12 protein-coding genes, 1 pseudogene and 1 CRISPR repeat array (1 of these 14 cut by a window edge) are annotated in these 15,517 nt (G+C 36.3%); of the genes and pseudogenes, 8 read left to right on the top strand and 5 right to left on the bottom strand.

What is annotated here, in order from left to right:
* Positions 1–683: direct repeats of the CRISPR family, unit length 30 nt; unit sequence GTTTCAATCCCCAAAGGGCAGGCTACAAAC; it begins 144 nt to the left of the window's first position.
* Between the two features lie 474 nt (positions 684–1,157).
* Together ELD05_RS00220 and ELD05_RS00225 are read left to right on the top strand one after the other, a co-directional pair.
* Positions 1,158–2,108 carry a hypothetical protein gene (locus tag ELD05_RS00220; RefSeq protein WP_127350860.1) on the top strand — a complete coding sequence of 317 codons (951 nt, stop codon included), beginning with the start codon at positions 1,158–1,160 and terminating at the stop codon, positions 2,106–2,108.
* Position 2,109: 1 nt separating this feature from the next.
* The gene (locus ELD05_RS00225) at positions 2,110–3,210 is read left to right on the top strand and encodes a DUF1848 domain-containing protein (RefSeq protein ID WP_307720913.1); all 1,101 of its coding nucleotides are present in this window, start codon (positions 2,110–2,112) and stop codon (positions 3,208–3,210) included.
* A 270-nt stretch (positions 3,211–3,480) separates the two neighbouring features.
* Here ELD05_RS00225 and ELD05_RS14965 read toward each other — a convergent pair.
* Positions 3,481–4,726 (bottom strand): annotated as a pseudogene (locus ELD05_RS14965) (IS110 family RNA-guided transposase).
* A 627-nt stretch (positions 4,727–5,353) separates the two neighbouring features.
* Here ELD05_RS14965 and ELD05_RS00235 point away from each other — a divergent pair.
* Together ELD05_RS00235 and csx1 are read left to right on the top strand one after the other, a co-directional pair.
* Complete coding sequence (locus ELD05_RS00235; RefSeq protein ID WP_127350861.1) at positions 5,354–6,640, top strand: IS110 family RNA-guided transposase; 1,287 nt, start codon at positions 5,354–5,356, stop codon at positions 6,638–6,640.
* Between the two features lie 585 nt (positions 6,641–7,225).
* Positions 7,226–8,644, top strand: coding sequence for a CRISPR-associated CARF protein Csx1 (gene csx1, locus ELD05_RS00240; RefSeq protein WP_127350862.1), 1,419 nt, complete (start codon positions 7,226–7,228; stop codon positions 8,642–8,644).
* A 136-nt stretch (positions 8,645–8,780) separates the two neighbouring features.
* On the opposite strand, the gene ELD05_RS00245 is transcribed toward csx1, so the two are convergent.
* The 4 genes from ELD05_RS00245 to ELD05_RS00260 form a co-directional block, all read right to left on the bottom strand.
* Positions 8,781–9,122, bottom strand: coding sequence for a hypothetical protein (locus tag ELD05_RS00245; protein ID WP_241243536.1), 342 nt, complete (start codon positions 9,120–9,122; stop codon positions 8,781–8,783).
* Between the two features lie 216 nt (positions 9,123–9,338).
* Positions 9,339–9,677 (bottom strand): RpnC/YadD family protein, encoded by a 339-nt coding sequence (locus ELD05_RS00250; RefSeq protein ID WP_206516900.1) that lies wholly within the window; start codon positions 9,675–9,677, stop codon positions 9,339–9,341.
* Positions 9,674–10,903, bottom strand: a complete 1,230-nt coding sequence (locus tag ELD05_RS00255; protein WP_011915673.1) for an IS256-like element ISCsa2 family transposase — start codon at positions 10,901–10,903, stop codon at positions 9,674–9,676. The genes ELD05_RS00250 and ELD05_RS00255 overlap by 4 nt, the downstream gene beginning before the upstream one ends.
* A gap of 34 nt (positions 10,904–10,937) precedes the next feature.
* Complete coding sequence (locus ELD05_RS00260) at positions 10,938–11,663, bottom strand: Rpn family recombination-promoting nuclease/putative transposase (protein ID WP_127350863.1); 726 nt, start codon at positions 11,661–11,663, stop codon at positions 10,938–10,940.
* A 247-nt stretch (positions 11,664–11,910) separates the two neighbouring features.
* On the opposite strand from ELD05_RS00260, the gene ELD05_RS14195 reads away from it, so the two are divergent.
* From ELD05_RS14195 to ELD05_RS00270, 4 genes are all read left to right on the top strand, one after another.
* Complete coding sequence (locus ELD05_RS14195; protein ID WP_241243537.1) at positions 11,911–12,297, top strand: TM1812 family CRISPR-associated protein; 387 nt, start codon at positions 11,911–11,913, stop codon at positions 12,295–12,297.
* A 15-nt stretch (positions 12,298–12,312) separates the two neighbouring features.
* Positions 12,313–12,735, top strand: a complete 423-nt coding sequence (locus ELD05_RS14200; RefSeq protein ID WP_241243538.1) for a CRISPR-associated DxTHG motif protein — start codon at positions 12,313–12,315, stop codon at positions 12,733–12,735.
* 8 nt (positions 12,736–12,743) lie between these two features.
* Positions 12,744–13,049 (top strand): hypothetical protein, encoded by a 306-nt coding sequence (locus ELD05_RS14205; protein ID WP_241243539.1) that lies wholly within the window; start codon positions 12,744–12,746, stop codon positions 13,047–13,049.
* A 1,048-nt stretch (positions 13,050–14,097) separates the two neighbouring features.
* Positions 14,098–15,483 carry an ATP-binding protein gene (locus tag ELD05_RS00270; protein ID WP_127350864.1) on the top strand — a complete coding sequence of 462 codons (1,386 nt, stop codon included), beginning with the start codon at positions 14,098–14,100 and terminating at the stop codon, positions 15,481–15,483.
* Positions 15,484–15,517: the final 34 nt, after the last annotated feature.

The following is a 15,517-nucleotide window of genomic DNA, read 5'->3' on the forward strand; positions in this document are numbered from 1 at the left end:
AAAGGGCAGGCTACAAACAATGATAGAAGAATACATTATGAAATTAAAAAATCCGTTTCAATCCCCAAAGGGCAGGCTACAAACCAAAATAGTAGGGATTTAATTCCGAGTAATTTTGTAGTTTCAATCCCCAAAGGGCAGGCTACAAACATTAGGTGGAACGGTAACAGTTCAATTAAGGAAAGACGTTTCAATCCCCAAAGGGCAGGCTACAAACCTTTGCTGGCAAGATATATACGCAAGAAAGAAGAATGTTTCAATCCCCAAAGGGCAGGCTACAAACTAGGATTCGAAGAGGGCTTGACTTTGGTTATGCAGTGTTTCAATCCCCAAAGGGCAGGCTACAAACCACTCTGGGCTGACCTACTGCTTGGTGAAAGGCCAGTTTCAATCCCCAAAGGGCAGGCTACAAACCAGCAAACTTGACATGTATAATGAGGCTACAAAAAATGCGTTTCAATCCCCAAAGGGCAGGCTACAAACAGTAAGGAGGGGATTTTATGACAGTATGGGAAATGGTGTTTCAATCCCCAAAGGGCAGGCTACAAACGAATGACATTGTCAGAAATTGCGAGATATGCATTGCAAGTTTCAATCCCCAAAGGGCAGGCTACAAACATATTAGCTTAAATACCAAAGACCAAGTGAGAGTAGTTTCAATCCCCAAAGGGCAGGCTACAAACACGTAAAAAAGCTTGATTTTATTATATCAAGATTATACACCCATGTCAATGTTTTTATATCAAAACATCTGTGGAAAACTTAAATCAGCCCAGAAAAATCAGACTATATAACCACCTCAAAGCCTTCCGTCTATCCAGCTACTGCCAAAAGCTTTTAAAAAGCCACATCAAATCTGAATGAAAACGCATACAAATTAACCCTTAAAATTTTACTACCTAAGGTCGACGGATATGACTTTTGGTCAAAATGTTGGTTTTATGCACATTTGCCGCATATATTCTCATCTATTGCTTGTAACTTCCATATAAGCTCCTTTCTTACCAAATTTATTGTTCCTCACAACGAGCAAAATAATTTTAATTCTATCTTTTCTACAAACTTCGTAAATTTTTTGACCTCAAAATTTTTAAAGACAGTTATTAAAATTATTCTTGTCTGTCAAGCCATGCCTTTCAAAAGGGAATGAAATAAAAATGTGCCTGCTTGTATATGACGTTATGAGGATAGCAAAAGAAAATCACTCTTCGGTATGTGTTCGTTATTCCAATTCATTCTATCAGAGAAAAAGCACTTGTGAAAAGTGTCTTCCAAAGGTTCACTTCGGAAGGAAGAACAATAGCAATGTTCGTGATTATGACTGCAAGAATATGATATACTATTATTGCGGAAGATACTCTCTTAAGCATGCTGGCGAGATCTTCATGCTTCTTGAACAGATTAACTCCAGGCTTCCAGACAATCCCAGGATTCTTTCAGTTGGTTGTGGACCGTGCACAGATCTTTTTGGATTTGAAGCGTACTATAGAAAGTACAAGCCTAAAAGTATGATTGAATACCATGGATTTGAAAAGAGCATGCTTTGGAATGAGGTTCACAGATTTATCATACAACACGGCAAGAAGCATAAGTTGGCAAGAGTTGAAGTGACGTACATGGATGCGATTAATGAATTTCATAAGATTGAGGATATTATGAGGTGCGAAAAGCCCAATATCATCTCATTTCAGTACGTTCTTTCAGACATGGCAAAATACTATGATGTAGCTTTTGTTAAGAGGTTTGCTGAGAAATTTGTTGTAAAAGCTTTCGATATATTGCCAAAATCTACTATGATAATTTTCAACGATACAAACGTCACACAACAGTATGCTTTGAGGAATCCTGAAGAAGTAAAAGGAAGAGAAATCCTTGATTATTTGGCTCGAAAGTTTTGGACCAATTACAATATCGCAGTGTTAAAATATTACTTTCCATACAACAGTGACCTAAGCCTTTGTTTTGGTTGTGCTCATTCAAAGTGTGATATTGACATGGAAAGTGTTCCAGAGGAATTAAAGAACTATTTTGAGATGTGGAATCAGTACAGAAGTGCACAGCTTGTGTTTGTTAAAAATGCTGATGTTAGTTTAGCAAAAAGGGGCTGAGATGGTGATAATAAGTGCAAGTAGAAGGACAGATATTCCAGCCTTCTATGGCGATTGGTTTATAAACAGAATAAAAGAAGGTTTTGCAATGTACCGAAATCCTATGAGACTGACTCAGGTTTTTGCAGTATCGCTCCATCCAAAAGATGTTGATGCCATAGTTTTCTGGACAAAGAATCCTAAGAATTTTTTGGACAAGCTCAAATACCTGGAGGAATACACTTATTATTTTCAGTTCACAATTACCCCTTATGGAAAAGACATAGAGCCTGGCATTCCTTCGAAGGATGAGGTTATCGAAACCTTTATAGAGCTTTCAAACATGATAGGCAAAAAGAGAGTTATCTGGCGGTATGACCCTATAATTATCACAGATAAGATGGATTTGGAATACCACAAAGAAAAGTTCGAAGAGCTTTGCGAAAAGCTTTCACCCTATACGCAAAAGTGCATAATAAGCTATGTTGACTTTTACAGCAAGGCAGTGGATGAGTTAAATAGAATAAATGCCAAAGATCTTGCGGCAGAAGAGCTTTACAATCTCTTTGGTGCGATGGGCAGCATTGGGAAAAAGTATAACCTCAGTGTTGAGACCTGTGCAGAAGATCTACCGGTCGAACAACTGGGGCTAAAAAAAGCGCATTGTGTAGATGGCGAGCTTATTTTGCAGCTAAAAAGAGAAAAGGACCCATACTGGACAGCAAGCTTTAAAAAAGACAAAAACCAGCGTCAGGTGTGCGGATGTGTCCAGAGTATAGACCTTGGGATATTCAACACATGCAAACACTTTTGCACTTACTGCTATGCAAATTTTAGCAGAAATTCAATCCTCAAAAATGCGGAAAAATATGATGTCAACTCACCACTTCTGTGTAGTAGACTTGATCTTGAAAAGGATGAAATAAGAATAAGGGAAAAAGATGGCTCTATAAAACTTGACAGGGAAGCTATTTTGAAAGCTGAGGCAAACCAAAAAGAATTAATGACACAGCTTGATTTTTACGAATATGAAAAAATTTCTCTTGAAGATAATTCTAATAATTGGCTTGTGGAAAAAATTTTGGGTTATCTCAAAAAAACAAAACAGGGAACTTTGTTGTAAAGAGGGCTATTTATACTTCTCTTTGCAGCTTTTTCTTTTTTTAGAGGAGAAAATAGGGTATAATTAAATTATACTGAAGAAAGATTTAGCAATAAATGCAAAATGTTTTTCTGAGGAAAGACAAACGGTATAATGTCAAGGGGGTTTTTTAAAAAATTTTTTTAGATAATTAGGGCAAAAAAGACAATAAAATACCGAGCCGCTCAGCATGGAAAAATTTAACTGGCAGCTTGTTTGGGAAAGATTATTAAATTAAAAAATTGGGACTAACTAAGTATTGTAAACATCACCTCTTTCTTGATATATTTGACCTTTGCTGAGCATGGCAAAGATCAAAGGAATTAAGCGTCTTGCGGTTAGGACGAGGGCACGTTTATGCTGATGCTTGGTAACCTCTGAGAACTTCTTGTTGTAGAAGGCTTTGTAGCGTACTGTGTGCACCCTTACACAGTTAGCAGCTTCAACAAGATAGTATCTCAGGTATTGGTTACCACACTTAGCTAATGAGACATCTTGGGCATTGAAGTTGCCTGATTGGTACTGAGTCCAAACAAGGCCAGAATACTTTGCCAAAGCAGCTTCATTTTTGAAGCGCTTGATATCACCGATTTCAGCGATGATGCCGGCTGCAAGAACATCTCCTATGCCAGGGACGGTTGTTAATGTTTGAGAGAAAGCTTTAAGAAGTTTTGAGATTTCTTTGTCGAGTTTTTTAAGTTGTTCTTGCATAAATCTAATGTTTTCAAGGGTCATAGACAAAGCTAAGTCATTTGCCTCAGCCAACAGAGGATGTAATCTGTATGAACGCTTGAGCCTCGGTTTTAAGTATTTCAGCGATTTTATTGACATCTGAGAGTCTATTGTTGCCGTTATCGGATACGAATTTAATTAAGTCTTCTAAAGGCATAGAAGCGATATCATCAGGTGTAAAGTTTTCGATGATAGCACAAGAAGCTTTACCGAAGATATCTGAAAATGGACAGTCTTGAGAATAAGTAGAGAATTTAAGGTATATGAGATTGAGAGCTCTGTTTTTTTCGCGAGTTAGATTGTGAACAAGATGATAGCGCATTCTGGTAAGGCGTTGTAGTGCAGCATATTTAAAATCAGGCAAAGGTGTTGGGTTGAGTTTGCTGAACCTGACACATTCAGCGATGATAATTGCATCGATGCTATCTGTTTTAGGCAAGAAAGTGTAGATTTTTTTGAAGCCTTTGACTATGCTTGGGTTGAGAACATAAAAAGTTGGTTTATATGGCAGCAGTTCAGATGAAGAAGCAAGATACAAGTGCAGATGCCAAGCGTAATGTGAAGTTGCTTCCATGCCAAACTTAATACAGGATAGATTATACTGGCTGAGGCAGTCAATAACTCTTTTGATTAATTCGTTAGCGCCTTCTTGATCATTAGGCAAGGAAAAAGGTTTTTTAATCAAGTGATTACCGGCATCATCGATGAAGAAGATAGAATTTGACTGACTACTGATATCAATGCCCACGATTAAAGTATTTGGCAATTTGAAGACCTCCTTTTTGCAAGTAGTGGTAAGAAAAAGTGTTAAGCCCTTTATCCTTGGGGATTACATGTAATGCAGCCTCGCCGATATTAGAGCTACGGAGCAGTTTACAGGGTGCACACATCTGATATGCTCAAATCAGATGTGGTAACCTGACCGTGCACAGCAAACGAGTAAACATTACTCATGTAATCCTTTGGGGTTCAGTCTTTCGCAAGCTGTGGCGTGCAGATGTCAAAGCACGTCCAGCAGGAGGTGTTCAAAATATATCCAAATAAACTAAATCAGGCTTAAACTTTTTCTGATTTTAGTTTACCAAAGATAAAGGGCAAATTTAAACTGTAGCAGTCAATTTTAATATTCAATTTTTGAGAAATGAGTGTTTTAAGAAAGGTGCATTATCAAAATGAATTTCCAGTAATCAATTGGTACTGATAATTAAATGTACCAATTGAGATATGAAGTTTTAAGTGATTTGATAATCATATTATACGAGCATTCCTGTAATGAACGAAAATGAGTGAAAATGAAGAGAAAAGAGATTTGAAAAGATAAGGTACCTCCTGATAAAATTAATAAAGTAAGTTGTACAACTTACGAAAAAACACAACAAAGGAGGTACCCTCTTTGAAGTATACACAAAATGAAAAGATATTACAAGTCACAGAAAGAACTTTAGTTGTAGGAGTAGATATAGCAAAGGAAAGGCATGTTGGTAGAGCATTTGACTTCAGAGGAGTGGAGCTTGGTAAGAGAATAGAATTTGAGAATAGGAAAGAAGGTATGGAAAAATTTCTGGATTGGGCAAATAAGATAATGAAAGCAAATGGCAAGGAGAGTATGATAGTTGGGATAGAACCTACAGGGCATTACTGGCTGTGCTTTGAGCAGTACTTAAGAGAGAATGGCATAAAAGTGGTATTAGTGAATCCTTTTCACGTGAAGAGGAGCAAGGAGCTTGATGATAACACGCAAACTAAGAGTGATATAAAGGATCCGAAGACGATAGCAATGCTTGTGAAGGATGGAAGATACACAGAACCAAATATACCCGAGGGTATATATGCTGAGATGAGAGTAGCGATGAACATATATGAAAGGCTTCAAAAACAGCTGAATGTTTTAAAAAATCAAATAATCAATTGGCTTGATATATATTTTCCAGAGTTTTTAGGAGTATTTTCTGATTGGGAAGGCAAGACAGCAATAGCGACGCTGAGAGAAATGCCATTGCCTTGTGATGTAGTAGGGAAGGAAGTAGAAGGGATTATAGAGTACTGGCGTGACAAAGTAGATAAGCGAGCGATTAGTCGCAGGAGGGCGATGGATTTAACAGAAGCTGCCAAAAGAAGTATAGGTAAAAAAGAAGGTAGAAAGCTGGCAAGACAAGAGATAAAATATTTGCTTGAAGAATATGAGCTTTTAAACAAGCAAGTAGAAGAGATAGAAGCCGAGATGGCAGAGCTTTTGAAAGAGGTGCCGAATGGCGATAAGCTTCTTGAAATAAAAGGTGTTGGAGTGAAGACAGCAGTTGGATTTATTTCAGAGGTTGGAGATATAAAGAGGTATGAGGATTCGAAGCAGATACAGAAATTAGCGGGACTCAATATAGTTGAGAATAGTTCTGGCAAGTACAAGGGTCAGACGTGTATAAGTAAAAGAGGGCGAGGAAGGCTCAGAAGTAGCTTGTTCAAGGCCATGATTACAATAGTAGCAAAGAATGAAGAATTTAAGCAGCTGCACAGGTATTACACCACGCGAGAGAACAATCCCTTGAAGAAGAAGCAATCATTAATAGCACTGTGTTGTAAATTGATAAGGGTGTTTTATGCGATTTTGAAAAAAGGCGTAAAGTATGATGGGAACAAGATGTTGAGCGATATAAAGAGAGAGGCTTTAGCAAGGACAGCGTGAAGTGAAGCGAAGTGAGAAAAATTGCTTGAACATTCTTAGTTTAAAGCAGGAGAAATAGTTTGAGTGATTCACATCTTGAGGGGGTAAAGAAATTCTTAGCTTTGCGAGGAGATTAAGTCATGTCGAGTAGCAAAGCGCCCCTTTTAATAATAGTTCACATCTTAGAAAATGTATTGATGGTTAAGAAATGAAGGAGAAAGGATTAAATGATTTTTTATAGAAAGTAGATTGAAAAATGTGAGCGGGTGGTCAGAGTACATCCTCCATACGGGCGAAGACCCTGCATACGAGCATAACTGACGTCCACGCCATGGTAGATGGGACGAGGGAATTGAGGGCAAGTGAGAAAAGACCCTGAGAGACATGAGAGGGTAAACACCATGGTTGTTGTGGATAGATACCCGCCGTAATATGGTAGAGCAACAAGATAAATACAAGAGAGAGGCTGAGTCTAAGCTAGGTATGGTAGAATAAAGCAATAATAACAATATCAAGAACAAAATTATTTGTTTCGATAGCGAATTTTAAAGAAATCGCGAGATATTTTGAGAAAATCAAAGGTATATTGAGAGAGGAGATAATCAAATGAAAATAGTATACCAAGTTGGGAGGCTGGATAATCCTGCAATAGCTATTAAAAAGTTTTATATTAAAAATTTCAATGGTGAGATAGTTGAGGAGAGCGGAGAGTCTGAACTTTCTTCAACTGTGTTGCGAGATTTTCTTCGCAAAAGAGGCTGTAAGGCAAAAACCGTTGTCATATATCCCGTTAGCATTGTTCTGAACAGTAGACTTCCTGAATACATTCAGCCAGCCAATTTGAAAGAAGAACTTGCAGCCATCTTTAAAGATCCATCGGACTACCTGAAAAATCCAGATGAGTTTATAGATAGAATAGATCTTGAAAGGTGCAGGGACGAAAAGCTTATTGTTCACTCTCTTGGTGAGTATATGGAAACATTTCTTGATGCAAGCTATGATGATATTGTGCTTGAGATTCTTTTTGACATGATAGAAAGATACTTGAAAGGTGAACTTGAAGATCTTTACCTTGACATTTCAAGCGGACACAACATTTATATTTCTGCAATTTTAGAGGCTGCAAGACACTTTGCTGTCTTTTCAAATCTTATGAATTGGCTTGATGAAAGCAAAGTGCCAAAGATATGCATTACTTTTTCTGACCCGATCATAGGAAGTTCAGCAAAAAGTTTTGAGATACACATTCAGCAGCAAAGATTTACGGCATTTTTCTCATCTCCAATTAAACGAAAAGAGGCAGCAGAGTACAACTTTTCATTTTTAAGAAATATATATCCAGATCCAGATAACGGTGCAAAGGGGTCAGAGGCTGCAAAGCTCAAACAGCAGGTGAGAGAAAAAAGAAAGAAATTAAGAGAGAAGATAGAAATGTTCTGCCTTTTGTTTTCTGCTATAAAAAACAACGTTCCTTTGTATCTTTACTATCAGCACTACCACTCTGTAGATGAGATAAAGGAAGAGATTTTCAAGCTAATTGAGCATGCCAAGGGTCAGCTTTGCAGCGATTATCAAAAGTCTCCCAACCTCAACAAAAGAGCTTACATAGATGCAATTTTGAGTTTGGGATTTTACATTGGGATTGTAAATGTGCTGGAAAAGCACAATATAACTATGTTCTGTCAGGATACAGGAATTGATCTGGATCTTCTCAAGAGAAGCTTTTTTGAGATTTATTCAACATTCAGAGTACCTACAAACTATGTTATGCTCAGCAATGAAATATCAAATACGCAAAAAATATTAGAACAAATGGATGATATCGGTAGCTGGACAGGACTTTACAAGATAATTGATTCTGGAAAGCCGGTAGGCGAGCCAATTGACAGAAATTATTTTGCGCACAGCGGATTTGAAAGAAATATAACAGAGATAAGGACAGAAGGCAGCACAATTTTCGTAAAATATGCATTTAATACCAATTTTAATGTAATCAACTGCTGGCTGAAAGATAGAATAGAATAGAATAGTTTGATGTTTGTAAATTTATGTAAGAATTAAGCCACGGCAGAGACGAAAAATCTTCTTTGTTCTCTGCGTGGCTTTTTATCTTGGTTTGCTCTTGAGGAGAGTTTATTGTCCGTTTACATCATTTACAAAATCATCCCAAATTTCCCTTCATTTCTTTCAAATCTTCATCCTTTATTTTGTTTATATACTTTTGAATTTCTCTATCTCTTAATTTCGGGTATCTCCTCTTCCAATTGTTTTCAAATTTTTCGACTACTGATTTTATTCTGTTCACATCAACTTCACCGATGACAACAAGCGAACCAAATTCTTCAACGAACCACTTCGCACCTTCATATTCAATTATTTCTGTTGGCTGGTTTATATCTACTGGAAGTTCAGGATTTGAGGCAGTGGATAAAATGGAGAATCTGTAGACCAGGCACAAACCTCTTTTAGCAGGGATTATTCTAAAGTATCTCTTTGTAGCCATCAGCGCTCTGAAAACAAGTCTGGCACGTTTTAGCATATGTTTCAATCCCCAAAGGGGAGGCTACAAACACAATAATAATAACATAACATTACAAGAAAATATTAGAAATAAATTTGCAAATTTTTAAGGGGCTTGCAAGTAAAAAACAACTCTAACAAGCCCCTTCTCTTCTTAGGTAGCGTTTTTCCATTTTCCATTCCAAGCGTTTGAGTGTTTTTAATTTTTATACTTTGCTCTCAACTCTTTTATTTTTTCTCTGCTCAGTCCTGTCAGTTCCTCTATCTCGTCATCTGAATATCCCTTTGCTATCATCTTCTCCGCTGTCTCTATCCTTTGCTTCTCTATCCCCTTTAAAAATCCTTCTGCCATCCCCTTCTGTAACCCTTGTTCAATTCCCTGCTGAATGCCCTGCTGAATTCCCTCATGAATCAAATCTTCCCTTATCTTTCGCAGATTCTGGAAGAGCGGCATAATATTTTCACCTCCATATGCTATCATATCAAACTTGCTTTTTGCCTCTTCAATCTCCTCTTTGTCAAGCTCGAGACTTGTCAAGAATTTTGTGTTTCCATTTCATAGCGTATATTGTAGAGCTGTAATATATTGTAACTACATTTTTTAAGAATAGGTACTCCGTTTTTCCACTTGCCCCGACGCAAGTTTTCTCTTTGTAAATATATGTTTATCTCTAAAACTTCTACAGATTGAAAATAACCACCGGAGTTTATTCTTATCTTTTCAATCATACTGTTTACGCTTTCTACAGCATTAGTAGTATAAATGTACTTTCTTAAATCTTCAGGATACCTCATATGTGCAAGATAGAACTCTGCTTTTTCGCAAATACCTTTTATGAATCGAGGATATTTTGAGGAGTATTGCTCACAAAGAAGTTTGAACTTTGAAATAGCTTCGTCAAAATCAGCAGAGGAAGTTCTTAGTTTATCAAGCTCTTTGTTGAAAACGGAAGCATCATCTTTTGCCATATGTTTTCTGACATTGCGTTGAAGGTGAACAAAACATAGTTGATGGTCGGCAAGGGGATAAGCGAGTCTAACAGCATCGATAATGCCTGGAAAATCATCGCTTACAACTATTAAGACTTTTTTAAGACCTCTTGTAATTAAGTCGTCAAAGACTCTCATCCAATCGGCTTTGTTTTCTTTGCCGAAGAAAGTGTAGATACCGAAGATATCTTTTTTGCCTTCTAAATCAATGCCAAGCACGACATAGCAAGTAGCTTGTTTAACTTTTGAGTTATCTTTAATTTCGCAATGGTAACCGTCAATGATAAGAGCAAAAGCACTTTCAGGAAGTTCTCTTTGTTTGAAAAGTTGAAGCTCGTTTTTAAGATCGTTTTTGATTTTTTCGATTTCGTCTTCAGAATAAGGCAGATTCATGCTTTTAAGAGTTTGGACAAGAGAACTTTCTGAGTAACCATTGGCGACTAAAGACATGAGCAGGTCAGTGTATGAGCTGTCAACCCTTTTGTAGCGGTCAGGGAGAATGGAAGGTCGAAAGTTACCAGAGCGTGTGCGAGGAACAGAAATTTCAAGGCTGCCAACAGGTGTTGCAAGTTTTCTGCCGTAAAAACCATTGCCTTTATCGTTTTCGTTTTTAGCAAGGTAAACAGTTCTTTCTGATAACATAAAGCAATCGAGCAAGTTTTCCAAAAGCTGTTTTAAAGCTGGGCGAGTAGGATCATCTTTGGAGCAATACATATTTAATACTTGCTCGATAGCCATATTTTTAGCGGTTTCAAAAATTTCATTTTTCTCCATAATCGTGAGCCCCCCTTTGGTGATTATTTCAACACTAATTATACAGTGGACACAATTTTATTTTAACTCCCTCAAGCTCTCTCAGCGCTGCTGGCAAACACACCTTCACAATATCTACTTCATTCTCTTTTGCATCCTCCAAATACTCCCATAGACTTGAAAATATCTTCTCTAACTCTTCATAACTTCTTACCCTGTTTAGCTTCAATATAAGACTCAGTACATCCTTGTACTTGAGTAAACTCTCCTCAGCTTTTCCAAGGTCAATCAAGATGTATTCAAAATCAATTATATACTTCCCAAACTCTTCAAATCCTAAAATCTTTTCTTTAAAACTTGTAGGTACTGTCCATGTATCTTCTCCATCATAAAACACTATTGGTACCACCGCTGGAAGCAAAAAGGTTTTTCTCTTGAGAGTGCTCTTGTCAAACTGTTTAACATAATCCCTGTAAAGGTCGGTTATGTAGAACAAAAGTCTTATTGGTATCGAATGGTCGACTGTTGACTGGTGTTCAAACAGGATGTAAAAAAGAAGCTCAGAGTCTTTCAAATTGACTTTGTAAACAAGATCACTTTCCTGTTCAGAGAAATCTGGCAGAACATAGCTTTTGTCAATTCTTTCAAGGCTGTCTTCTGTGATGTTTTGGAATATTTGCAAAAAGTCAAGCCTTTTTAAAAGACGCAAAAACAGACTTTTATTGGAAAATATGTACTTGTATTCAAGGTCGTAGATAGAGTGAGGGAGTTGATTTTCCATCACAAGTACTCCTTATGTGTTTCTGATAAGAATTATAACACAGAAAAAAGGAAAATATCAAACATATTTTCTTATTGATTATCTATCTTACATAAAAAACCCAGCGGAGAACCTCGAACAGAGCTTTTAAGAACTTTGTAAACGAAAAATGTGTTAAAATTGTGATACTATTAATAACGAATAACACAACCTGATTCTTTGAAATAGTATTGTAATGTTAATCTTAAGCTGAAAGGGGCTTGTGGTTGTGGAAATGCAAAAAGAAAACTGGGTTTTGATATCAATCATAGGTAAAGGACAAGAAAGAAGAGATGGAGCAAGGGGATATGAAAAGACGCGCTATGTTTTCAATGCAAAATCAGAGAACGAATACATAACAAAAGAGACGGCCTTCTTTGATATAGGGCTTCTTGAATATTTAAAAGATGTTGAAAAGCTCAATATTGACAAATTCATAGTTGTTGGAACTGCCAAGTCAGCATGGTCAGAGCTTTTGATGGTAATACCACCTGAAGAGCAGCAAAGCGAGAGCATATCTGATTTGTATCTGAAAGTATATGATCAAGAGAGCGCAAAAGACGAAGAACAAGGCGTCTCTGAGGAGGTATCAAATGAATGGGAGATGACTTTGTGAAATTTCTTGCCAATTTTGAGGTTATACAGAGTCAAACCTTTGGATTTTAAGGTGTATCTTGGTATCATCCTGAAAAAACTTGAACCACAAAAGAAATATAACGTAGTTTTTGATTGCACACACGGGTTTAGATACATTCCAATTGTTTTTTCTTATGCTTTAATGTTTTCTAAATATTTGAGAAATATAGACAACATTAGGATTTTTTATGGAGCATTTGAGATGAAGAATTATTTTCTACTGAGAGAGAATTACTCACCGGCTATTGAGGTTGGGTTTGTAAACGAAGCTGTAAAGCTCATAGAGTCTATGTCGACATTTGAAAATTCGGGATATTTCTCTCCTCTGCTTGATTGTATAGGTATTGAAAATATTGAGGAAACGTATTTCAAGATTGAGATGAACAGACAGCCACGGAGTGAAGTAGAAAAAAATTAATAGAGGAATTGAAAAGCAAAAAGCAGCTGTCAGAGAATTTTTATATTGAGGAAATATCAGATTATCTGCTCAAAGAATTCTCAGATCTGAACAAGCAGGATAGACTGTATCTGAGGATGTTCAAGAGAGCCCAGTTTTTCTTTAGGCGAAATCAATATCTCAAAGCGTTAATTCTCTTATATGAATCAATAATTTTATTGTTCGCTGACGTGCATGGGATAAAAGATGTGATGAATTATGATTCGCGAGAAGAAAGTAGAAAAAAGATTAAGGCAGAGATTTACAATTCCGAAATTGATCCTGAGAAGAATTGACTTATAAAAGATAAGGATGAAGCAGGAATTTACCGAACTTTAGAGTATGTTCGAAATGCAGCAGCACATGGTTCAGAGCCACGAACTAACCAAAATTACCTGCTAAATTCAAAAGCATTCAATGATTTGTTTAATTCAGCATCTGAACTCTTTGAGAAGATGTTGAAGCGAAAAGATGAGCTGAAAAGATAGATACAAAAATGAATTGATTTATCCGAAAAAAGCTTGAGGTAAAGTAAAAGCCACAAACAACTTTTAAAACAAAGTTGTCTGTGGCTTTTTTAATTTCCAAAGAGCAGACTGCTAATGCCCGTTCACTCAATCTCAAAGGAGAGGCTACAACCACCCTTTCATATCGCAATTCCCAGAGGGAAGGCTACAAACGATGGGCTGGTTTAGTAAAGAGGGTAGCTGCCATAGTTTCAATCCCCAAAGGGGAGGCTACAAACAAAGCTGTTGCAGAACCTACTGCCACATATAACGTATTTCAATCCCCAAAGGGGAGGCTACAAACACGTAGATGGCTTGGGGAATCTTACAAGGAACAAATGGTTAAGTTTTCAAGCTGCAGTAGGTTATTTCTATTATACCCCACAAACTCTTGAAAGTCAACACATACCAGAATTTACCTTTTGCTGTCGACCCCCGGGGGTTTTTGGGGGGATTGCAGGTCGACAGCAATTGGTAAATACAAAAGCCAAATTATGCCTTATATATCAAAGTACATACAACTATATGGAATAAAATGAAAATACAAAAATACAATATACAGGAATAGATGCAATAATATTTCATTTCGCTCCTTTTTAATTTGAAACACATGCATCCTACAGATTTGGATAAGGATAAAAAAGAGAAAATTGCTGAAGAATAATGAATCCAAGCTCCAAAGAGGAATTAAATTTAGCATAAGATGGCGTAAACTTCAGAAAAATCAAAAACACAATAGAAATCTAACTGTAACCGTGTTATAATATTTATTGACTTCAAAGTTATTAACTTTAAAGTTAGTAACTCTGAAGTTAGTAATTTTAAAGTAGGTGATTTTATGTTTGTTGGAAGAAAGTATGAACTTGAAACATTAAATAGACTTTATAACGAAGACAAATTTCACTTTGTTGTTGTGTATGGAAGAAGACGTGTTGGAAAAACTACTCTGCTTACTAAGTTTTGTAAAAATAAGCCCTCAATATTCTTTGTTGCTGAGGAATACAATGATAAAATTAACCTTGAATCTTTTTCAGATAAGGTACTCTCTTATTTTAACCTTAGTGGGTTGATAAGCCAATTTGAATCATGGGAGAAGGCATTCATATTTTTGGCACAGCAAGCAAAGGATAAAAGATTAGTTGTCGTAATAGATGAATTCCCCTATATAGTTAATTCAAACAAAAGCATCCCGTCACTTCTGCAAAATTTGATAGACCATCACTTAAAAAAAACCAAACTCTTTTTGATCATCTGTGGATCTTCTGTAAGTTTCATTGAAAAGGAAGTTTTAAGCTATAAAAGTCCTTTGTATGGACGAAGAACAGCTCAGCTAATAGTAGAACCATTTGATTTTTTTGAAAGTAGAGAGTTTTTTCCCAATTATAGTTTTGAAGATCAGGTCATTGCTTATGGGGTTTTGGGAGGAATTCCTCAATACTTGAGTATCTTTGACAGCACAAAAGATATATACGAAAATATCAAGACAAAGATATTGGACAAGTCATCCTACCTTTACGAAGAACCAAAACTGCTTTTAAGACAGGAAGTAAGAGAGCCTGCTTTGTATAATTCGATAATAGAAGCAATAGCAACAGGCAACAGCAAATTAAGTGAGATAGCTGCAAAAGTGGGAACTGACATTGATAAATGTGCAAAATATATTTCTGTACTCATAGATTTAAAAATTCTTGAGAAGGTAACTCCTCTAAAGTTAGAAGCAAAAAGCAGAAAAAGTATCTACAAAATCAAGGATAATTTCTTTAGATTCTGGTATCGATTTGTTTTTACCAACAAGACTTTAATTGAACAGGGATTGATTGATGAAGTTATCCAGAATAAAATCAAACCTTTCATGAATGAGTTTATTGGAGAGGTTTATGAACAGATATGTATGGATTACCTTAAGATTTTAAACAGGGAAAAAAGATTGCCTTTCATTTTTGAAAATATAGGTAAATGGTGGGGGAATAATCCCTACAAAAAGCGTGAAGAAGAAATTGATATAGTAGCATTCAATCAAGATAATATACTATTTGGTGAATGCAAGTGGAGAAACCAAAAGGTTGACATGTCTGTTTTAAATAACCTGATAGAAAAGAGTATGATTTTCAACTACTGTAAGAAATTTTATGTTTTATTTTCAAAAAGTGGTTTTACAGATGAGGTAATAAGTTTTGCCAAACAAAATCCTCATGTATTGTTAATTAGTGAATTTGAGGTTTAAAACAAAAAGACTTGTAATTTTGTTTTTCGCATAT

Source organism: Caldicellulosiruptor changbaiensis (assembly GCF_003999255.1).
Taxonomy (GTDB): Bacteria; Bacillota; Thermoanaerobacteria; order Caldicellulosiruptorales; family Caldicellulosiruptoraceae; genus Caldicellulosiruptor; species Caldicellulosiruptor changbaiensis.